The following is a 19648-nucleotide window of genomic DNA, read 5'->3' as shown; positions in this document are numbered from 1 at the left end:
GGGGGAGGTTATCAATGGATGAGAAGAGTCTGTCGTTATGGTCGACGACAAAATATCACAATCATCTGAAGGAAACGGAGTATGATGAGATTGCCCGGGAAGCGGCGATCACCATCATGATAAACGGTGAACAATATGCAACCATTGTTTGCACACCAAACGATATCCGTCCGCTTGTTTTAGGATTTTTAGCTTCAGAGGGATTAATTCGTTCCGCTGAGCAGGTGCTGAAGTTAACAGTGGATGAGGATAAAGGGTTTGCGTATGCAGAATTATCAACCTGGGTTGAGTTTGCCGAGCGAACGGAACGATGGATCGGGTCGTGCTGCGGCAAAAGCAGGGAATTCTACTTGAAGCAGGATGTCAAAACAGCGAAAACCATCTATTCCTTTATTCAATTTTCAGCTGAACAAGTCTATCAGTTAATGGCAGATTTTGATAAAAAAGCGGAAGTATATGGAAGGACAGGTGGTGTTCATCAGGCAGCATTGGCATCAGCTGGCGGCATTATTACTTCAGCCATTGATATCGGCCGCCATAATGCACTTGATAAATTATATGGTCACATTATGCAGAATCGAATTTCACTGAAAGATAAATGTATTTTATTCAGCGGCCGGATTTCATCGGAAGTTATTTTAAAAGTTTCCAAGATTGGTGCCGGTCTACTAATTGCCAAATCAGCACCGACGGATCTTGCGCTCAAGCTTGCTGATGATTTGCAGATAACAGCAGTTGGCTTTGTAAGGGAACATAAACTGAACGTATATACCCATGAAAAGCGTGTCACTGGGGACCCCTCCCATCGTGATGTTCGCTTTTCGAATTAAGGAGGGGATTTCGTGCTTAATCAGAATCATCTTATTGTGAAAATAAATGGGGAAGAGTTTCTTGCTGATCCGGGGCAAAATCTGCTGGATTTAATTAATACCACCGATGTATTTGTTCCGCAAATATGTTATAACGAAGCACTTGGGCCGGTTCAAACATGTGATACCTGCCTTGTCCAGGTGAACGGTGAGCTTGCCAGAGCATGCGGCACTACGGTGGAGTCCGGAATGAATGTCAATACAAAAATTGAACAGGTCAATGCTTCCCAGAAAGAAGCGCTTGACCGGATATTGGAAAAGCATGAATTGTATTGCACCGTTTGCGATTACAATAACGGAACATGTGAGATTCATAATACAGTAGCAGAATTTGGTCTGGAACATCAGTCACGGCCATTTCAGGCGAAACCGTATGAAGTGGACAACTCCAGTCCTTTTTACCGGTATGACCCGGATCAATGCATTTTATGCGGAAGGTGTGTGGAAGTCTGTCAGGATGTGCAGGTCAATGAAACACTTTTGATTGACTGGAATCGTGAACAGCCTCGAGTTGTTTGGGATGATGATGTTCCGATTGATCAGTCCTCATGTGTAAGCTGCGGACAGTGTGTTACGGTTTGTCCGTGCAACGCATTAATGGAAACTGACATGGTCGGGGAAGCAGGTTATATGACTGATCACGGTCCAGGTCTACTAAGGTCGATGATTGAAGTGACCAAAAAAGCAGAACCAGGCTATGGTCCTTTATTTGCTGTATCAGATACGGAAGCTTCGATGCGGGAGGAGCGTATTGAAAAGACCAAAACAGTCTGTACATATTGTGGTGTAGGCTGCACGTTCGATGTGTGGACAAAAGACCGGAAAGTGTTGAAGGTTGAACCACAGCAGGATTCACCGGCAAACGGAATATCCACGTGTATAAAGGGGAAATTTGGCTGGGATTACGTGAATTCCGAGGAGCGTCTCACTAAACCGTTGATCCGCCAAGACGATTCCTTTGTTGAAGTGGAATGGGACGAGGCGTTGGATTATGTTGCCAGCCGTTTTACCGAGATTAAAAAGGATAAGGGTGCTGATGCACTTGGTTTTATTTCATCATCGAAAGCAACCAATGAGGAATCATATGTCATGCAGAAACTGGCCCGTCAGGTAATCGGGACGAACAATGTTGACAACTGTTCACGCTATTGTCAGTCACCAGCTACAAAAGGACTTTTCCGTACGGTGGGACATGGCGGTGATTCCGGTTCGATTGATGATATTGCTGAAGCGGAAATGGTCATCACAATCGGGTCCAACACAGCGGAATCGCATCCGGTGCTGGCATCGCGAATTAAGCGTTCACAAAAATTGTTCGGACAAAAACTGTATGTATTTGATCTGCGCAAGCATGAAATGGGACAGCGCGCGGATAAATTTTACCAGCCGAAAAGCGGGACAGACCTCGTCTGGCTTTCAGCAGTAACGAAATATATCATTGACCAGGGCTGGGAAAACCGTGCCTTTATTGAGAAGTGGGTTAACGATTTTGACGTTTACAGGGAAAGCCTGAACAAATTTACCTTGGAGTATGCTGAAGAATTAACTGGTATACCACAGGATGAACTGAAATCAATTGCAAAACAGATTGTCAGTGTCGACAAAGTGGCAATTTGCTGGGCGATGGGGGTTACGCAGCATCAGCTTGGCAGTGATACAAGTACGGCCATTTCCAATTTGCTGCTTGTAACCGGTAACTATATGCGAAATGGAACCGGTGCATATCCTTTGCGCGGACATAATAATGTACAGGGATGCAGTGATTTCGGCAGCATGCCAAATTTCTTTCCGGGCTATGACAAAGTTGCGGACGACGCTGTCCGGAAACGGTATGAAAATGCCTGGGGTGTCGAAATACCAGCAGAGCCGGGTAAAGACAACCACGAAATGATTGAAGCGATTCATGCTGGAGAACTCCATTCGCTTTATGTACTTGGTGAAGATACAGGTGTTGTCGATGCAAATATTAATTATGTCCGTGCTGCTTTTGAACAGCTGGATTTCTTCGTTGTCCAGGATTTATTTTTAACGAAAACTGCCCAATATGCCGATGTTATTTTGCCGGCTGTTCCAAGTCTGGAGAAAGAAGGAACGTTTACCAATACAGAGCGTCGGATTCAGCGATTATACAAAGCACTTGATCCGGTTGGCGATTCCCGCCCGGACTGGGAGATCATTATGGAACTGGCCGGACGTCTTGATTATGAATGGGGATATGACAGTCCATCTGATATCATGGATGAAGCTGCCTCATTGGCACCATTGTTTGCCGGTGTCAGCTACGGGCGTCTGACAGATTATAACAGCCTGCAGTGGCCAGTAGCCGCGGATGGGACGGATACACCATTGCTGTATGTGGAGGGTTTTCCGTTCGATGATAAAAAAGCGCGGCTGTACCCGTTGGAATTTGATCTGCGGTATGAAACGGATGATGAATATGATCTGCATGTGAATAATGGTCGCGTCCTGGAGCATTTCCATGAAGGTAACATGACGTATAAATCAAAAGCTATTTCCAGTAAGATGCCGAATGCGTTTATCGAGATTTCCCCTGAATTGGCGGAAGAGCGTGGTGTACGGGAAGGAGCCGAAATTAAACTGATTTCCCATGCCGGCGAGGTGACCGGGCTTGTGCATGTAACAGATCGTGTCAGCGGGAAAGAAGTGTATCTTCCATTAAACGATAACGGTAAAACAGCAGTAAACTTTCTAACGGATAATAACGTTGATAAAGACACAAATACACCGGCATACAAGGAAATCGCGGTAAGAATGGAAGTTCTTAAGACGAAAGGAAAAAGTCCATTACCGCCGAATAATTACCGCAGAGGAAACCGGCAACCGCAGATCAGTGTAAATGTAGAGGAAAAGTGGAACAGGAGTGACTATATTTTCCCGGAAAGCAAGGTGAGACATAATGGCTGATCCGATTTCAAATGTAAAACGAATGGAAATCCCGAAAGAAAAAATGCAGCACGACAACCTCGAGGAAATATTGGTAGCGGTGAGTGAAAATAAGGAAGCCATTTTGAAAGGAATTGACTTCCTGGGCACATTGAATAACAATGGAATGCTCGACATGGGTCATGCGCTCGTTAAACATAAAGAGGACGCGCTTGAGAATGTGATGAACGAGCTGAATAAACCGCAATATGAAAAGGTACTGGAAAATATGATGCAGCTGGTATTTCTTGCTGGTGAACTGAGAGTAGACGAGCTGAAAGAATTAACCGGCCGACTCAATAGCGGAATAGAGGCGGCAGGGAATTCGGAAAGTAACGATAAGACATCATATTTCGATCTGATGAAGGCGATGAAAGACCCGGAAATAAACCGGAGTATTACGATGCTGCTGGCCTTTCTGAAAGGTATGGGAAAAGAATAATTACGATGGACCCCGGATGCACTAGGGAACAGTGTATCCGGGGTTTTTCGTTCATGTTCGTACGAAAAGTGGACATCAACCACAAATAGCGAACATCAACCGCAAACAGCGGACATCAACCACAAACGGCAAAACATCAACCGCAAATAGCGAACATCAACCACAAACGGCAAAACATCAACCGCAAATAGCGAACATCAACCGCAAGCGGCAAAACATCAACCACAAACGGCAAAACATCAACCACAAACGGCAAAACATCAACCGCAAATAGCGAACATCAACCGCAAGCGGCAAAACATCAACTACAAATGGTGAACATCAACCGCAAACGGTGAAACATCAACGGTATGCTCGCAACTGTCATTCGGTCTGACGTTGCTTACGTTTTGTATCGGTAAAATGAAACTTCTGCAATAAAAATTATATTTGAAAAATTATTGCTTGTTAAAATCAGAATAGTGGAATAAACTTGTACTAACACCTTTAGATTTCACATATTTTTTAGAAGGGCGTTTTTAAAAAAAGATATACAAATTTTACAGGGGAGGTAGAGAGAAATTGAGTGGTATATTGGTTGCGATTATCGGTTTAGCTGTTTTTGCATTAGGTTACCGGTATTATTCGAAATTTATCGCTGAAAAGATTTTCCGGCTAGATCCGGACTATGTTACACCGGCTCACAAGTATAAGGATGGCGTTGACTTCGTGCCAACGAATAAATTTGTGCTGTGGGGCCACCACTTTTCATCTGTAGCGGGTGCGGCACCGATTGTCGGACCGGCGATTGCAGTATACTGGGGCTGGCTGCCGGCGCTTTTATGGGTCCTATTGGGAACAGTATTTGCGGCAGGTGTCCACGATTTTGGTACACTCGTATTATCAGTAAGGAACAAAGGACAGTCAGTAGGGACACTGGCAAATCGGCTGATTGGTCAACGGGCTAAGATCTTATTCTTATTTATTATCCTTATCCTGGTATTAATGGTAAACGCCGTTTTTGCGTGGGTTATTGCAAATCTGTTTATTTCCTTTCCGGCAAGTGTACTTTCAATCTTTATTCAGATTCCGCTTGCAGTATGGATTGGAGTAGCCGTTTACAAACGTCAAAAGAAAATGCTGGTACCATCATTGATCGCACTTGCTGTCATGTATTTTACTGCAGTTATCGCTGCAAAGGTCGAGTGGCTGCAGATTGATCTGGTGCAATACATGGGTGGTGAAGGATCAGACGGCATTTTTGGTCTTGGAGCCGTATCATCGGCATTTTTCATTTGGATCATTATCCTGATGGTTTATGTTTATTTTGCATCGTCACTGCCGGTTTGGAAACTTCTCCAGCCGCGTGATTTCATTAATTCACACCAATTGGTTGTCGGGCTCTTATTATTGTATCTCGGTCTGTTATTTACCAATCCTGAAATTACAGCACCGCTGACACATACTAATACGGAAGTGTCATGGTTCCCGCTTCTGTTTATCACGATTGCCTGTGGTGCAATATCCGGGTTCCACGGTCTCGTATCGAGCGGGACGTCATCAAAGCAGTTGAATAAAGAAACGGAAGCCCGCTTTGTTGGCTATTTTGGTGCAGTTGGGGAAGGTTCACTCGCACTGGTATCGATATTGGCTGTCGTTACATTTTTCCCGAATGTTGATGAGTTTTTGAACACGTACAGCAGCTTTACTGCAGCGAGTGGAGCAGGGCTGAATGTGTTTGTCCAAGGGGCTGGTGAACTTGCTACCGGGCTGTTTATTCCGAAAGATGTCGCAACAACAATTGTATCGGTTATTGTTATCAGTTTTGCGGCAACATCACTTGATACATCTGTTCGACTGATGCGCTATATCATTTCAGAGCTTGGGGTTGAATATAAAGTACCGGCATTAACAAAGACACATGTGGCTACTACCATTGCCGTTGTTTCAAGTGCTGCATTGGTTCTTCTTCCTCAAGGGCCAAAAGGTTTCGGTTCCGGTGGTTATCTGCTTTGGCCATTGTTTGGAACATCAAATCAGTTGCTTGCGGCAATTAGTTTATTGCTCATTTCCATTTGGCTGAGAAAACAGGGCCGAAATTACCTCGTTACCCTGATTCCAATGGTCTTTGTTATGATTGTTACGCTGTGGGCCATGTTCCAACAAGTTATTCTGCAATGGTCCTGGTTTGGTTCTGATCCAAGCACATTACTGTTCGTGCTGGGTGCCATTATTTTCGTGTTTGCGGTGTGGATTATCCTTACATCCTTTAAGACACTGACCGGAAGTATGGACAATCCGATTGATACAAATAAATAACTGATTTAAAATAGAGTAAACGGGATCATTGTAACAGGTGATCCCCTTTCTATTATTATACCGGGGGTGAATGCATGCTCGATAAATTGAAAAAACTGATTGAATATTATGAAGAAGTTATCAGTGTTCCGCACCGGACTGAGATTGCCCGGGAATTGAGGGATGAAGACGACTTGTTTCTTCTGCTGCTATATTCGGAAATGATTGGCATCCCAAATCCGGTGTACTACTATACGTTGGAATTGTACCCATATATGATTGAACGGTTTCATGACTGGCATTTACGAATGGGTATGGAAAAATCACCAATGAGTGGGATTCGCTGCTGCTGAATTACTTACTAAAGGAGTCTTATCATGCAAGTTCTGGATAAAAAAATTGTATTTGTCGGCGGTAAAGGAGGGGTTGGAAAATCCACTTCCGCTGCTGCCATTGCCTGGAATGCTTCACGTAACGGTAGTCGAACATTACTGATTTCCACAGATCCAGCGCACAATTTAGGGGATATATTCAATCGGACAATCGGCGGGACTACAACGGATATCGCAGAAAATCTGTCGGCAATTGAAATTGATCCGGAAATCGAAACAGATAATTACATAAAAGGTGTCAAGGAGAATCTGAATGGTCTTGTTCAGTCAAGCATGGTCGACGAGGTTCATAGGCAGCTTGATACAGCAAAAGCGTCTCCTGGTGCGGATGAAGCGGCACTTTTTGATAAACTGATTTCGATTATTCTGGAGGAAAGTGAGCACTATGATAAACTGGTGTTTGACACTGCACCGACCGGACACACGATCAGATTACTGTCTTTGCCTGAGCTGATGGGTGTCTGGATTGAAGGAATGCTGCAAAAACGGCAAAAAACAAATGAAAATTATACTCAACTGCTCAACGATGGGGAACCAATTGAAGACCCGATTTATGATGTGCTGAAGGAACGGCAGGAACGTTTTTCCAAAGCCAGAGAATATTTGCTTGATGGCTCCAAAACCGGTTTTGTATTTGTCATGAATCCGGAACGCCTGCCTATTTTGGAGACGGAAAAAGCAATCGAACTGCTTGATAAGTATCATCTGCATGTGAAAACACTGATTATTAATAAGGTACTGCCCGATGATGCAGATGGGGAGTTTATTCTGCAGCGGAAGGCTCATGAAACACAGTATATGGATTTAATTAAACAGACGTTTACCAAACAAGAATTAATCTATGTTCCGTTTTTCTCATATGATATCACAAGTAAACAACAATTGGATGATTTCAGCAGTTATTTCAGTGCAAAGAATCAGGGTTCTTCGGATTAATGAAAGGATGATGGTAATGAAAGCTTTTGTACACGAACAAGGTGAATTACGTTTCAAAAATATGGATGAGCCATTTGCGGACCATGGACTGGTTACGGTCGCCATCCGAGCGGCAGGTTTGAATCGACGGGATCTTTCCATCCCGAAGCGCCGTGGCTCTGATGCTGATGCACTCGTCCTCGGGTCGGATGGTGCCGGAGTAATTGAATCGGTCGGGGAAGGTGTTTCAGATGTTTCCGTCGGTGATGAAGTGGTGATTAATCCTGCAGTACGGTGGGATGAAAACAGTGATGCACCGCCGGAAGGTTTCAGTATTCTTGATGGTACATTTACTGAAAAAATCGTTTTACCTGCAAATCAAGTGGAAAAAAAACCGGAACATCTTTCCTGGGATGAAGCAGGTGTTCTGTCGTTGTCGGCTCTTACCGGTTTTCGTGCCCTATTCACAAAAGGCAATGTGATGGAAGGGGATACGGTATTTATTCCAGGAGCGGGAAGCGGGGTTGCCTCCTATTTGATTCAATTTGCCAAAAATGCCGGAGCAAGGGTTATCGTGTCATCAAGAAGTGCAAAAAAGCGGGAACAGGCACAAGAACTTGGTGCAGATAAATCGATTGATACAAACAGTGACTGGCCTGCGGAATTGAAAGATGAAACAGTTGATTTGGTGATTGAAAGTGTTGGGCGCGCAACCTTTAACAGGTCATTGGAAATATTGAAAAAAGGTGGGCGTATGGTCGTATTCGGTGCGACTACCGAGGATACTGTTGAATTGGATTTACGGGCATTTTTTTATGGTCAATATCAGCTGTTTGGTTCTACGATGGGAAGCAGGCAGGAACTTAAGGCGATGCTGGATCATGTTAGTAAACATCAAGTCAGACCGATTGTGGATCGTACCTTTACATTGGACGAAGCAGAGCAGGCAATGGACTATCTGGCAGAAGGAAAACAATTTGGGAACGTTGCGCTTCGAATAAGTGAATAGATTAGAAAACTTGGTTGTCACCAAGCTTTTAGGTGATAGCCATAGTTGCACTTATGCAGTAAGAAAGGATTTTTATACTTAACTGCCAAAAAATGAGGCTGTCTGAACAGTCTCATTTTGCTGTTTATATCTTAATCCAATAATCCGTCATTTCGTTTGTCGACATACAATGTGCCATCTTGTTTCAGTTCCACGTAAAACACATCTTTCAAGGCGATGTCCAGGGACTTCAATTGTTTGGCGAGCCAGTCTTTGGTAACACCAGCTTCTTTTAAATTTTGCTGCAGCAGATGGCCATCAGAAACCAGTTCAGTCGGAATATACGTTGGTTGTACGGAAATAATGTTCTGATCTTGTTTCGTTGCCGGCTGCTTGTCAGGCTTTAGAATGACTGCCAGCTTTCCGTTTGGTTCAAATGTGGCATAATCGACATCTTGCGGGGAAAGTACGTTTTGCTCCCTCAACAGCATCGTAAGGTCGTCCAGGTTTAGCTGATGTTTTTTCAGCTCTTCTTCAAGGATGTTCCCGTCTTTAATAATAATGGCGGGCTGACCGTCTACTATTGTTCTGAATTTGGCTTGTTTCAAACCGATGTAACCAACCACAATGGTCAAAACTGCCCACCAGACAAGGCTTGTCAGACCATTGAAAAAAGGAGTCGTTGATTCGGCACTGATATCTGCTGCAATCGAACCAATTGTAATGCCGGTAATATAATTGAAAAACGTCAATTGGCTAAGCTGTTTTCTGCCCATAAGCCGGGTTAATAGCAGTAGAATGAAGAATGTGGCAATCGCACGAATGGTCATTTCAAAAAAATCAAGTTGTTCAAACATAATGTACCCTCCATATCAGTTACTGCCAGCATCTATTGCAAATATTTTTCGACGGCATTAATCGCTTCGGTCATACGCTGACTATTTTTCTCATACATTGCCTTCACCTGTTGATTTTGAGTTGATAATGCAAACAACTCCAAATCAGCCTGACATTTTTTCATGGAAGCAAGCAGGAGTGGTCTTTCGGATGGGGTTGGGACGTTTATCATGTCATCAAATAAATCAACGGTTAACTCACCGGAAGAATTAACCTGGCCAAGAAATACATTTTCGATACTCACGTTCATCTTTTCCAGTTCGGTTTCCAGCCAGTTTGTATTCAGTGAAGCATTTGTCAGTGGTTCCATCAGCGCCTTTCCATCCATAATGACCGTTTGCGGTTCTTTCTCAGGGGCGGGTTTCAGACCGAGGTCCTTATGGGTGACAGGCTGATTTTCCTTCTTGGGCAGTACATTTAATTTCCCGGTTGGCTCAAGGATTGCAAATTCCACATCAGCTGCCCTGAAAAAATTGTTGTCGCGTAATTCTTCAAGTAAATCATCCGTAGTAAAACGTTCCTTTTTAAGATTATCCTCCATAATTTTACCATTTTGAATAAAAACAGTACCTTTGTTTTGTGTAAAATCGCGTACACGCTTGCTCTTTAATGACAATAGTTCCACTCCAAAAGGGACAAAGAACCATACCATCAATGCAATAATAGCGTATTCAAATTGGGTGCTGAGGTCTGTGACATGTGTTGCAACAATACTTCCGATTACAATGCCAGTAATATACTGAAATATATCCAATTGGGACATTTGCTTTTTTCCTAGCATTTTCGTGATAAAAAAGAGTACCACTAAAAGACTGAATGAACGGATGATAACCTCAAGCCAGCCTGGCATACATGATCATTCCTTTTCTGTGTTAGCTTTTATATTGCGGTTCTTCCTGTGACAGGTAAATAACCTGTTTTTTCAGATCTGCTTTAATGTCTACCATCATTTTTTCTGCGCCTTCCAGGGCCTCTCTGGCTTCCGGGTCACTTGATTTCCCCTTTAAACTCATCAGTGTTGCCTCAGCACTTTTGATGGATGCATAACACGCTTTTACTTGTGCTCCTACAGTCATAATGTATCTTATCCTTTCGGTCGAAAGATGATTGCTGCTATCATCCCAAAAATAATTGCAGAAGAGATACCTGCACTCGTTATCTCAAACATTCCGGTAATAACACCTACCAAATCATGTTTTTCCGCTTCAGCAATGGCGCCATGAACAAGTGAATTACCAAAATTAGTAATGGGCACGGTTGCACCTGCTCCGGCAAAATCAATGAGCGGTTCATACAGACCAAGTGCGTCAAGGATTGCTCCGGCCACTACAAGAATACTGAGTGTTAGCCCGGGATTAAATTTAAACACATCAAGCATGATTTGGCCGATTACGCAAATAAGACCGCCAACAACAAAGGCCCAGAAAAAAATCATTGTACATCACTTCCTGACTCGATTGACACTGCATGTGCAATGCATGGGATTGTGTCTTTTTGCTGGACAGTCAGTGGTGAATGGAGCGATCCTGTCGCAACGACAAGGATCCGGCTCAGTTCATTTAACTTCATTTTTTTCAGGAAATGCCCATACACAGTAACTGCCGAACAAGCTGCGCCACTTCCTCCTGCCAGAACCGGCTGCCCTTCACGATAAATTGTCAGTCCGCAGTCTTTATAGTTTTCTTCCGTTACGGCAATTCCTCGCTTTTGCAGCATATCGATTGATACTTCGTGACCAATTTGTCCAAGGTCCCCGGTTATGATTAAGTCATAGTAGGATGCATCGACATTCCGTTCCCGCAAATGCGTTTCAATTGTGTCGACTGCAGCAGGTGCCATTGCTCCGCCCATATTAAATGGATCCGACATACCCATATCGACGACTTTACCAACCGTTGCTGATGTAATCTGTGGGCCGTTTCCTTCTTTTGCCACAAGTACACAGCCCGCCCCGGTTACGGTCCATTGTGCCGTCGGGGGTTTTTGACCACCATATTCAGTCGGATAGCGAAACTGTTTTTCAGTTGCGGCATTATGACTTGAACAACCGCTCAAAATATAGTCTGCGCCATCAGCATTGATGATAAAGGCAGATAGGGCCAGACTTTCCATCGATGTCGCACATGCACTGAACAGTCCGAAGTAGGGTAAATTCATCGTTTTCGCTGCAAAGCTTGTCGGAGTAATCTGGTTTATCAAATCACCACTGATAAAGAATTTGACCTGCTCTTTTTCAATTGAACTATTTTTCACAGCATATTGGCAGGCTTCTTCCATCATAATTCGATTTGCTTTTTCAAAGGATGACTGGTTCAGCCATATATTATCATGCAACAGGTCAATATCTTTGGGTATATTCCCATCCGCTTCAAATGGCCCAGCAACTGTCCCGGTTGAAACGATGACCGGTTTTTTGTCAAAAATCCACGTACGGTGTCCGGTAAGCATTATAATCCACCCCAAGTAATAAGAATCAATTTAATTAATGAAATGACGAACGCCGCAAATACCCCGAATAAAATGACAGATCCGGCCAATTTGAACATATTTCCTCCGACCCCAAGTACAAATCCCTCGGTCCGGTGTTCGATAGCTGCGGAAATAACCGCATTGCCAAAACCGGTCACCGGCACGGCCGACCCAGCCCCGGCAAACTGTCCGATCCGGTCGTAAATACCGAATCCGGTTAAAAACATTGTAATAAAGATTAGTGTTGCAACCGTGGGATTGCCGACAGTCTGCTCCGTAAAATCAAAGTAATAGATGTACAAGGTTGAAATAATCTGGCCGATAAAACAAATGAACCCACCGACAAAGAAAGCTTTTACACAATTTTTCAGAAGCGGACGTTTAGTTTCCCTGTCTTTCTGAAATGACTGATACTTTTGTGCAGCAGGCGGTAAATTTTTCTTTTTCTTATCTGCCATGTCCCGATCACTCTTTCCGTTATGTTTGTTCATGCATCAATTTGATTAGTTGGTTCATTTCCATTTTCAGTTTCTTTTTGTTCATTTCGTTTGAATCAATCGATTTTTCCAGTCGGTTCAGTTCAATAACGACCTTTTTATCAGTTGACAATTCAACTTCTTTATCAGGGAATGCTTTTACCATTTCCTTCTGCAGGTCTTTTCGTATGTTTGCCAGTCTGAAGCGATGCCGATGATGTACTTCCACTGCAATTAACATTTTTTGGTCGGTGTTTACGGCATGTATGGAAGTAATTGTATTGTGTTTACGAAGCATTTCTTTTGCCTTGTTGGAGGCATGCTGGTCAATAGTATGATTACTGGTAATGTAGGAAAGGTTTATTCCGTCTTCCTGGGTTGTTGAATTGTCCATTGTTGAACAACTGGTTAAAAATAGGATTAATCCAATCATTATTATAAGTCGATAGCCACTCATCGTTTTTCCCCCTGATTTGAAGGAGGTTGGCGTTCAATACCAACCTCTGTGAATATCAGAAATTTAGGTTTATCACCAGGGCTTTATGTCGAAAGTCTTGGTGGCACCATCAGTCAAGATCAAAAACCTTTGTACTGTGGTTCTTCCGATTCCATTTGCTGAATACGCGGCTCAACACTTTGCAAAACGCTTTGAGTTTGCTGCGCAGCATTTTCATACATTTGCTTTGCTGCTTTATTTTCCGTTTGCAGAGCGAATTGCTCAAAACTTGCCTGCGCACTTTTCAATCCCGCAAGTGTCTGTTTTACCTGACTTGATACTGTCACAAGATTTCCTCCTTTGTCTGAACCTCACTATTTATATTCAGTAAAAAATGTGTAAATATACGTGTGATTTTCTTCCTGTTTTAAAGCAATGGGCAAAAGGGTATAAAAATAACATTATTGATGAATTTTATGACGTTTTTTTGAAACTTTTGACCTGAAAAAAACGTCTTACAATGTGAGGAAGGAGGAGGAAAAACTTGAAGAAGTTGGTTATTGCACTTGGTATCCTTCTGATTATTATGGCAGGTTCTTATTATTTCTATTATACATATGCCAATGCTGAATTGACGGCGGAAAATACAACTGCTTCCGTTCATGCTGATGATTTTGTCCTGCATGTTCGGGTAGAAAAGGAAGAAAGTGGATTCCGGGTTTTTCGTTCGATTCAGTATGTTGGGGAAGGGGAAGTGCGTATCGTTCATCAGACACCATTGATTTCTGTTTCTTTCCGTCACAAAAATCACGATTATACAGGAAGTACAGTGTCAGAGGCGCTTGGAGAAGACAGCAATTATCATCCTCAGGATCCGAAACACTTTGAATCACCAAAAAAAGGGGAATACACATTATATTGCAAAGCAAAATTTTCGGTGGACGGTGAGGAAAAAAAGATAACGCACAGTGAAAAGCTTACGTTTAACTAAGAACAGCACACCTTTGTGGATAATGTGCTGTTCTTAGTTTTTTGTATTAAATTTAACTTTGGTAATAGGCATCTCGTTTTTTTGCCATTGCATCATAGTTGATTTTGTTACATTTGATACATTTGGTTTCAATACTTCAATGGTATTATTGTCAACCCAAAAGGATGAGATGAGCGGCCAGCTGAAACCAAGCAGTTTTTCTTCCGTTGTGATATTTTTAAGTTTAACCGGTTTCCATTCATCCAGATTAATGACTGTGATATCGGACAATGGTACAGGAAGCGACTGTTCGCGGTTAAAGTGTAACATTATTTTACTGTCATCCGGTGATAGTTGTATTTGCATCGATTGTGCCATATCGGCAACCAGGTACGCTTGATTTTTCTGTGACTGATCCAGCAGCAAGTACGAGCATAGTTCATTATGACAGGAGAATTCCAGTAAATAGAGATTTTTGCTGTCAGCATTGATTCGGGTTAAATCCATATCAGCGATTGCTTTATCTTTGTTGACCACGGTTTTTAAAAAAACATTCAGAATGGGCACCATTTCCAAATTAATCATGACCTGTTCATCAGGAAGGGCAAATTCAATAAATTTATCTGCAGCCTTGTTATCACTGCTTTGCTGCTCAACGATTTCCGGATCCTGATCAGCATTTTTCGGTGGTTCCTCTTTTTTGACAATAACGGGTTCTTCACTGCATGCCGTAAGCAGTAACAATCCAATCAACAGAAACTTTTTAACCATACACCATTCTCCATTTTTTCAGATTAAATCCATTATACTAAAAAAAAGCGGGAAATAACCCTTCCAATATAAAAAAATAGAGAAAATACTGATGAACATCGTTTTCGACATTTACAGATTTCGCTGATTATTGTGATCTTCCGCTTCACCGTGTGATAAATAATCTTCATTTAATTCTTCTTTTTCCTCTGTTGAAACAGATGCATTCTTGTTCGGATTTTTTCCGCGTAATTTCAATACAAACAGAGCAACAACTAAGATGACGATTATTATCACAGTATAAACCCATGTATATGGATCTCTCCTCAATTGATTTTGGTATTCTATATCCTTTCTGAGTTACGCTGAAACATTCACAATTTATTCAGAAGGGAGATTATCCATTTTCAGTCTTTTTTGTTACAATTTAAGTAGTATATGAAACATAAAGAAGGGGGAGGTTGAATCAGTTTGGTGGAGATGCGAAAGCCAATTCAGGTAAGTGAAGCAATCGAACGGGTTCTAGGGTACCGGAATCAGGGAGCAACTGAATATGTTTCCATAAATGATTGTGATAATAGAAGACTTGGCGTGAATATCGTCGCAGAAGAACCTGTTCCTTCCTTTGATAAATCACCTTATGACGGGTTTGCCTTTAGCTCGGCAGATACAAATGGAGCCGGACGTAATCATCCGGTGCAGTTTAAGGTAGTCGAGCATATTGGAGCCGGACAGGTTCCGGTTGTTAAACTGAAAAAGGGACAGGCAACCCGGATCATGACAGGTGCTAAAATCCCGGAAGGTGCAGATTGTGTGGCAATGTTTGAAATATGCCAGACATACGAAGAAAATGGTCAGAGTTTCATGACGATCAAACGTCAAATGAATGCAGGACAAAATATAATCCGAAAAGAGTCAGAGGTAACAAGGGGAACGAAGCTTGTTGACAGAGGCAAGCTTATTAATCCCGGGGTCAAGGCGTTACTTGCTACATTTGGGTACAGTGAAGTTTGTGTTGCGAAGCGTCCGGTTGTTGGCGTAATTGCAACAGGGACCGAATTACTTGATGTTAATGAAGAATTACAACCGGGTAAAATCCGTAATTCGAACGCTTATATGATTGAATCCCAGATTATTCGTGCCGGGGGTGAGTGTAAATATTATGGTAAATTGGCCGATGAGTTTGAGCCAAGCTATAAATTGATTCGGAATGCACTGAACGAAGTAGATATGCTTATTACAACTGGCGGTGTTTCAGTTGGTGACTTTGATTTAATGCCGGCTATATACGAAAAACTGGGTGCTGATGTGTTGTTTAACAAGGTTGCAATGCGTCCCGGAAGTGTAACAACTGTTGCAAATTGTGCCGGCAAAATGATGTTCGGTTTATCAGGTAACCCTTCTGCCTGTTATGTTGGGTTTGAATTGTTTACCCGGCCGGTTATCCAGCAATATTTATTTAACCCAAACTTATTTCTAAAGCGGATCAGTGCTGTGTTGGGTGCGGATTTTCCGAAACCTAATCCATTTACCCGGTTCGTGCGCTGCTACATTACATATGATGATGCCCAAATACAGGCGCAGCTTGCAGGGATGGATAAATCAAATGTTGTGACATCCCTGGCACATTCAACTTGTCTGATGATCCTGCCAGGGGGGACGCGCGGTTTTCAAACAGGTGATGAAGTGGAAGTATTACTGCTTGAAGACAATGATGGACAACGGGAATTTCAGCACGTACAAAGGAGAGATTAAAGTGCAGCAAAACAGTCCAGTTAAGGATCAGTTCGGCAGGGTGCTGAAGGATCTTCGCATATCTGTTATTGATAAATGCAATTTACGGTGCACGTATTGTATGCCGAAAGAAATATTTGGCGAAGACTATGTGTTTTTGCCGGAAGAAGAACTGCTGCGTTTCGAGGAGATTACACGTCTGGCCCGATCGTTCGCATCACTTGGAGTGGAAAAAATCAGGATAACTGGAGGAGAACCATTGATGCGCAGGGACCTGGATCAGCTGATTGCCGAGCTGATTAATATTCCTGGAATTAAGGATATTGCATTGACTACGAACGGGATTCTTTTGCCTAAAAAAGCAAAAAAGCTGAAAGAAGCAGGACTAAAACGTGTGAATATCAGTCTAGATGCGATTGAGGATGATGTGTTTAAACAAATCAATGGTAAAGGCGTTGTCACACTTCCGGTATTAAAAGGTATTCAGGCTGCCCAGGCTGCCGGTCTGCAGGTGAAAATAAATATGGTTGTCAAAAAAGGTATGAATGAGAGTCAGATTTTACCAATGGCCCGGCACTTTAAAAATACCGATGTTATTCTGAGATTTATTGAATTCATGGATGTCGGAAACCATAACGGGTGGGATTTAAACAACGTTATTTCAAAACAGCAAATTATTGACAGAATAAATGCTGAAATGCCGATTGAAGCGGCAGAGGAAAATTACTATGGGGAAGTTGCATCCCGATACCGTTATAAGGATGGCGGTGGGGAAATAGGCGTGATTTCTTCAGTTACGGATTCTTTCTGCGGCACCTGTACCCGTATTCGCCTTTCCGCTGACGGAAAACTGTATACGTGTTTATTTGCATCGGAAGGATTTGATATTCGCAGTAAAATCCGCAATCATATTAGTGATGAAGAGCTTACAGATGCACTATCGAAATTATGGGGCAGGCGAAATGACCGCTATTCTGATGAACGTTCCGAAAAAAAACATAATAATCGCCGGAAGATTGAAATGTCTTATATAGGCGGCTAGAGGGAGGGAAGCAGATGAAAACCTTCAAGCTCTATTCATTGGATATTTTGCAAAGTGATGACAAAAACATTTCCCAGTATGGCATTGATTTGAAGGATGGGCTGATTATCAACCGGGAAGACGATCTTAATCAATGGGTGATTGAGGCATATGTCAGGCATGACTACCTGGGTTTTTTTAAAAAACTGCAGCAGGAGCGGGATCAAGTTATGCTGCAGGTGAAGATCACAAAGCCAACGAATCAGCCAGCAACTTTCATCACTTCCATCATTGGAGTCAATGAAATTGGTCCGAATATCAATATTCTTTTTAAAGGAGTAGTAGTAAACCAGCAAAAAGATAAAGTATGGGATATGCTCAAATCGTTAATTGAACAGGGATATCAGGGAGAAGAACTGCTGGATAAATTTAGGGAACTGCTGAAAAATGAATGAACGATATGAAGGCCATTGAAGATCTTATATTCGATGGCTTTGATATTTACAACTCTGATAATCCGGCAATGATTCTGAACGAACATTTATACTTTTTTCTGTTGACTTTACCCGGGTTCCATGCTAAATTTACGTGAATCTGCCAAAGAAGAAAGACATTTCTTTATGCAGACTGCTATACTTATAATACGTTTTTAGTCAGGTTGTCGAGGAGTATTGCTATGTTTTTTTCCAAGTCAATTTTTCACTGGATCCATAAATTGTCCCCGGTCCAGTTGATTTTGTTGTTTTACTTTATTGCGGTTTTACTTTCCAGTATGGTGTTGGCATTGCCTGTCGCACATCAGGACGGTGTGGATATTCCACTAATTGATGTGTTGTTTACGGCAGTAAGTGCCATCAGTGTGACGGGGCTCAGTTCGATTTCGATTGCTGATACCTTTAGCACAACTGGTATTGTGTTTCTGGCAGTTATTCTCCAATTGGGTGGAGTTGGGGTAATGGCAATAGGTACATCTATTTGGCTGCTGATTGGCAAAAAGATCGGACTGCGGGAACGACGTCTGATTCAGACTGACCAGAACCAGACATCGTTTGAAGGAATGGTTCGTCTGATTAAGCAGATATTGCTGGTTATTCTGACGATCGAATTTATTGGCTTTCTTATTCTTGGGACACATTTTCTTCAGTATTATTCTACAGCTAAGGAAGCCTATTTCCATGGTTTTTTTGCTGCCATCAGTGCAACAACCAATGGTGGATTTGATATTACCGGACAGTCGCTAATACCGTATAAAAATGATTATTTTGTCCAGTTTATCAATATGCTGCTCATTATTTTCGGGGCAATTGGCTATCCTGTGCTGCTGGAAGTGAAACATTTCCTGTTTGCCAAGCAGGAGGAACGGAAACATTTTCGGTTTACACTTTTTACTAAAGTAACAACACTAACGTTTTTCGTATTGATTGTTGTTGGCACCATTTTCATCATGCTGATGGATTTCAGTAAATTTTTTGCGGATAAATCCTGGCATGAAATATTGTTTTATTCACTATTCCAATCCGTTACAACGAGAAGTGGCGGGTTAGCCACGATGGATGTTGGTGAACTTTCTGTGTCCAACCAGTTTTTCATGTCGCTGCTCATGTTTATTGGGGCGTCTCCGAGTAGTGCCGGCGGGGGGATCAGAACAACGACTTTTGCATTGGTTATAATTTTTATTATTACATTTGCAAGAGGCGGACAAAGCATTCGTATTTTTGGACGGGAAGTGTATAATGAGGATTTATTAAAGGCTGTAACTGTTGCTTTTATGGCTGGAATTATCCTGATCAGTGCGGTGCTTCTAATGTTGGTGATTGAGCCAATTTCGCTGATTGCACTGTTGTTTGAAGCGACTTCAGCTTTCGGAACAGTCGGTCTGTCTACTGGCATTACAGGTGATTTATCATCTCTGTCAAAAATAATCCTGATGATCCTTATGTTTATTGGCAGAGTTGGTATTATTACGTTTCTGCTGATATTCAATACGAATAAAAAGAGCGGTAAATATCATTATCCAAAAGAAAAAATTATTATTGGATAGTGGTCAATGTAAAAAAGCTTGTGCGATT

General features: G+C 42.3%; 23 protein-coding genes. 13 read left to right on the top strand and 10 right to left on the bottom strand.

Features of this window, described 5'->3' with window-relative positions; all coding sequences use genetic code 11:
* The first annotated feature begins 14 nt into the window (after window positions 1-14).
* From fdhD to ABD010_RS17050, 8 genes are all read left to right on the top strand, one after another.
* On the top strand, window positions 15-830 hold the full coding sequence (gene fdhD, locus ABD010_RS17085) for a formate dehydrogenase accessory sulfurtransferase FdhD (protein ID WP_343815854.1): 816 nt from the start codon (window positions 15-17) through the stop codon (window positions 828-830).
* Window positions 831-842: 12 nt separating this feature from the next.
* Window positions 843-3794: a formate dehydrogenase subunit alpha gene (gene fdhF / locus ABD010_RS17080; protein WP_343815852.1), complete on the top strand. Its 2952-nt coding sequence runs from the start codon at window positions 843-845 to the stop codon at window positions 3792-3794.
* A complete protein-coding gene (locus ABD010_RS17075) occupies window positions 3787-4254 on the top strand; it encodes a helical membrane plugin domain-containing protein (RefSeq protein WP_343815850.1) in 468 nt (155 codons plus the stop codon). The genes fdhF and ABD010_RS17075 overlap by 8 nt, the downstream gene beginning before the upstream one ends.
* A 31-nt stretch (window positions 4255-4285) precedes the next feature.
* Window positions 4286-4528, top strand: coding sequence for a hypothetical protein (locus ABD010_RS17070; protein ID WP_343815847.1), 243 nt, complete (start codon window positions 4286-4288; stop codon window positions 4526-4528).
* Window positions 4529-4815: 287 nt separating this feature from the next.
* A complete protein-coding gene (locus tag ABD010_RS17065) occupies window positions 4816-6552 on the top strand; it encodes a carbon starvation CstA family protein (RefSeq protein ID WP_343815844.1) in 1737 nt (578 codons plus the stop codon).
* A gap of 74 nt (window positions 6553-6626) precedes the next feature.
* On the top strand, window positions 6627-6884 hold the full coding sequence (locus tag ABD010_RS17060) for a cory-CC-star protein (RefSeq protein ID WP_343815841.1): 258 nt from the start codon (window positions 6627-6629) through the stop codon (window positions 6882-6884).
* 24 nt (window positions 6885-6908) lie between these two features.
* Window positions 6909-7859 (top strand): ArsA family ATPase, encoded by a 951-nt coding sequence (locus tag ABD010_RS17055; RefSeq protein WP_343815838.1) that lies wholly within the window; start codon window positions 6909-6911, stop codon window positions 7857-7859.
* Between the two features lie 16 nt (window positions 7860-7875).
* Window positions 7876-8847 carry a zinc-binding dehydrogenase gene (locus ABD010_RS17050; RefSeq protein ID WP_343815835.1) on the top strand — a complete coding sequence of 324 codons (972 nt, stop codon included), beginning with the start codon at window positions 7876-7878 and terminating at the stop codon, window positions 8845-8847.
* Window positions 8848-8978: 131 nt separating this feature from the next.
* Here ABD010_RS17050 and ABD010_RS17045 read toward each other — a convergent pair whose 3' ends face one another.
* The 8 genes from ABD010_RS17045 to ABD010_RS17010 all read right to left on the bottom strand — a co-directional run bounded on the left by ABD010_RS17045 (window position 8979) and on the right by ABD010_RS17010 (window position 13451).
* Complete coding sequence (locus tag ABD010_RS17045; protein WP_343815832.1) at window positions 8979-9683, bottom strand: DUF421 domain-containing protein; 705 nt, start codon at window positions 9681-9683, stop codon at window positions 8979-8981.
* 32 nt (window positions 9684-9715) lie between these two features.
* Window positions 9716-10573, bottom strand: coding sequence for a DUF421 domain-containing protein (locus tag ABD010_RS17040; RefSeq protein WP_343815829.1), 858 nt, complete (start codon window positions 10571-10573; stop codon window positions 9716-9718).
* Between the two features lie 22 nt (window positions 10574-10595).
* Entirely contained in the window at window positions 10596-10799 is a 204-nt protein-coding gene (locus ABD010_RS17035) for a DUF1657 domain-containing protein (RefSeq protein WP_343815826.1), read from the bottom strand.
* 8 nt (window positions 10800-10807) lie between these two features.
* The gene (spoVAE, locus tag ABD010_RS17030; protein WP_343815823.1) at window positions 10808-11158 is read right to left on the bottom strand and encodes a stage V sporulation protein AE; all 351 of its coding nucleotides are present in this window, start codon (window positions 11156-11158) and stop codon (window positions 10808-10810) included.
* The gene (gene spoVAD / locus ABD010_RS17025) at window positions 11155-12171 is read right to left on the bottom strand and encodes a stage V sporulation protein AD (protein ID WP_343815821.1); all 1017 of its coding nucleotides are present in this window, start codon (window positions 12169-12171) and stop codon (window positions 11155-11157) included. The genes spoVAE and spoVAD overlap by 4 nt, the downstream gene beginning before the upstream one ends.
* Complete coding sequence (spoVAC, locus tag ABD010_RS17020; protein ID WP_343815818.1) at window positions 12171-12650, bottom strand: stage V sporulation protein AC; 480 nt, start codon at window positions 12648-12650, stop codon at window positions 12171-12173. The genes spoVAD and spoVAC overlap by 1 nt, the downstream gene beginning before the upstream one ends.
* Window positions 12651-12669: 19 nt before the next feature.
* On the bottom strand, window positions 12670-13125 hold the full coding sequence (locus tag ABD010_RS17015; RefSeq protein ID WP_343815816.1) for a hypothetical protein: 456 nt from the start codon (window positions 13123-13125) through the stop codon (window positions 12670-12672).
* 119 nt (window positions 13126-13244) lie between these two features.
* Window positions 13245-13451: a DUF1657 domain-containing protein gene (locus tag ABD010_RS17010; RefSeq protein ID WP_343815813.1), complete on the bottom strand. Its 207-nt coding sequence runs from the start codon at window positions 13449-13451 to the stop codon at window positions 13245-13247.
* Window positions 13452-13648: 197 nt separating this feature from the next.
* On the opposite strand from ABD010_RS17010, the gene ABD010_RS17005 reads away from it, so the two are divergent.
* Window positions 13649-14095, top strand: a complete 447-nt coding sequence (locus ABD010_RS17005) for a tudor domain-containing protein (RefSeq protein WP_343815810.1) — start codon at window positions 13649-13651, stop codon at window positions 14093-14095.
* 33 nt (window positions 14096-14128) lie between these two features.
* Here ABD010_RS17005 and ABD010_RS17000 read toward each other — a convergent pair whose 3' ends face one another.
* Both ABD010_RS17000 and ABD010_RS16995 read right to left on the bottom strand, forming a co-directional pair.
* Window positions 14129-14845, bottom strand: a complete 717-nt coding sequence (locus ABD010_RS17000) for a hypothetical protein (protein ID WP_343815807.1) — start codon at window positions 14843-14845, stop codon at window positions 14129-14131.
* 111 nt (window positions 14846-14956) lie between these two features.
* On the bottom strand, window positions 14957-15121 hold the full coding sequence (locus ABD010_RS16995) for a hypothetical protein (RefSeq protein ID WP_343815804.1): 165 nt from the start codon (window positions 15119-15121) through the stop codon (window positions 14957-14959).
* 174 nt (window positions 15122-15295) lie between these two features.
* Between ABD010_RS16995 and ABD010_RS16990 the strand changes: the two genes are divergently transcribed.
* The 4 genes from ABD010_RS16990 to ABD010_RS16975 all read left to right on the top strand — a co-directional run bounded on the left by ABD010_RS16990 (window position 15296) and on the right by ABD010_RS16975 (window position 19620).
* Window positions 15296-16579 carry a molybdopterin molybdotransferase MoeA gene (locus ABD010_RS16990; protein WP_343815802.1) on the top strand — a complete coding sequence of 428 codons (1284 nt, stop codon included), beginning with the start codon at window positions 15296-15298 and terminating at the stop codon, window positions 16577-16579.
* Window positions 16539-17600 (top strand): GTP 3',8-cyclase MoaA, encoded by a 1062-nt coding sequence (moaA, locus tag ABD010_RS16985; protein ID WP_343816397.1) that lies wholly within the window; start codon window positions 16539-16541, stop codon window positions 17598-17600. Before ABD010_RS16990 ends, moaA begins: the two co-directional genes overlap by 41 nt.
* A gap of 14 nt (window positions 17601-17614) precedes the next feature.
* Window positions 17615-18034 carry a YwpF-like family protein gene (locus tag ABD010_RS16980; protein WP_343815800.1) on the top strand — a complete coding sequence of 140 codons (420 nt, stop codon included), beginning with the start codon at window positions 17615-17617 and terminating at the stop codon, window positions 18032-18034.
* Between the two features lie 221 nt (window positions 18035-18255).
* Window positions 18256-19620, top strand: coding sequence for a TrkH family potassium uptake protein (locus tag ABD010_RS16975; RefSeq protein ID WP_343815797.1), 1365 nt, complete (start codon window positions 18256-18258; stop codon window positions 19618-19620).
* The last annotated feature ends 28 nt before the right edge of the window (window positions 19621-19648 follow it).

This window comes from Virgibacillus siamensis (assembly GCF_039522605.1).
Lineage (GTDB): Bacteria > Bacillota > Bacilli > Bacillales > Amphibacillaceae > Lentibacillus > Lentibacillus siamensis.
The sequence above is the reverse complement of the archived record's forward strand: the minus strand, read 5'-3'. Positions and strand labels throughout refer to the sequence as shown.

Excerpts from the sequence above, each read along its gene's own strand:
- fdhD (WP_343815854.1), top strand. The coding sequence starts at position 15 with ATGGATGAGAAGAGTCTGTCGTTATGGTCGACGACAAAATATCACAAT.
- ABD010_RS17075 (WP_343815850.1), top strand. The coding sequence starts at position 3,787 with ATGGCTGATCCGATTTCAAATGTAAAACGAATGGAAATCCCGAAAGAA.
- ABD010_RS17060 (WP_343815841.1), top strand. The coding sequence starts at position 6,627 with ATGCTCGATAAATTGAAAAAACTGATTGAATATTATGAAGAAGTTATC.
- ABD010_RS17055 (WP_343815838.1), top strand. The coding sequence starts at position 6,909 with ATGCAAGTTCTGGATAAAAAAATTGTATTTGTCGGCGGTAAAGGAGGG.
- ABD010_RS17050 (WP_343815835.1), top strand. The coding sequence starts at position 7,876 with ATGAAAGCTTTTGTACACGAACAAGGTGAATTACGTTTCAAAAATATG.
- ABD010_RS17045 (WP_343815832.1), bottom strand. The coding sequence starts at position 9,683 with ATGTTTGAACAACTTGATTTTTTTGAAATGACCATTCGTGCGATTGCC.
- ABD010_RS17040 (WP_343815829.1), bottom strand. The coding sequence starts at position 10,573 with ATGCCAGGCTGGCTTGAGGTTATCATCCGTTCATTCAGTCTTTTAGTG.
- ABD010_RS17035 (WP_343815826.1), bottom strand. The coding sequence starts at position 10,799 with ATGACTGTAGGAGCACAAGTAAAAGCGTGTTATGCATCCATCAAAAGT.
- spoVAE (WP_343815823.1), bottom strand. The coding sequence starts at position 11,158 with ATGATTTTTTTCTGGGCCTTTGTTGTTGGCGGTCTTATTTGCGTAATC.
- spoVAD (WP_343815821.1), bottom strand. The coding sequence starts at position 12,171 with ATGCTTACCGGACACCGTACGTGGATTTTTGACAAAAAACCGGTCATC.
- spoVAC (WP_343815818.1), bottom strand. The coding sequence starts at position 12,650 with ATGGCAGATAAGAAAAAGAAAAATTTACCGCCTGCTGCACAAAAGTAT.
- ABD010_RS17015 (WP_343815816.1), bottom strand. The coding sequence starts at position 13,125 with ATGAGTGGCTATCGACTTATAATAATGATTGGATTAATCCTATTTTTA.
- ABD010_RS17000 (WP_343815807.1), bottom strand. The coding sequence starts at position 14,845 with ATGGTTAAAAAGTTTCTGTTGATTGGATTGTTACTGCTTACGGCATGC.
- moaA (WP_343816397.1), top strand. The coding sequence starts at position 16,539 with ATGGACAACGGGAATTTCAGCACGTACAAAGGAGAGATTAAAGTGCAG.
- ABD010_RS16980 (WP_343815800.1), top strand. The coding sequence starts at position 17,615 with ATGAAAACCTTCAAGCTCTATTCATTGGATATTTTGCAAAGTGATGAC.
- ABD010_RS16975 (WP_343815797.1), top strand. The coding sequence starts at position 18,256 with ATGTTTTTTTCCAAGTCAATTTTTCACTGGATCCATAAATTGTCCCCG.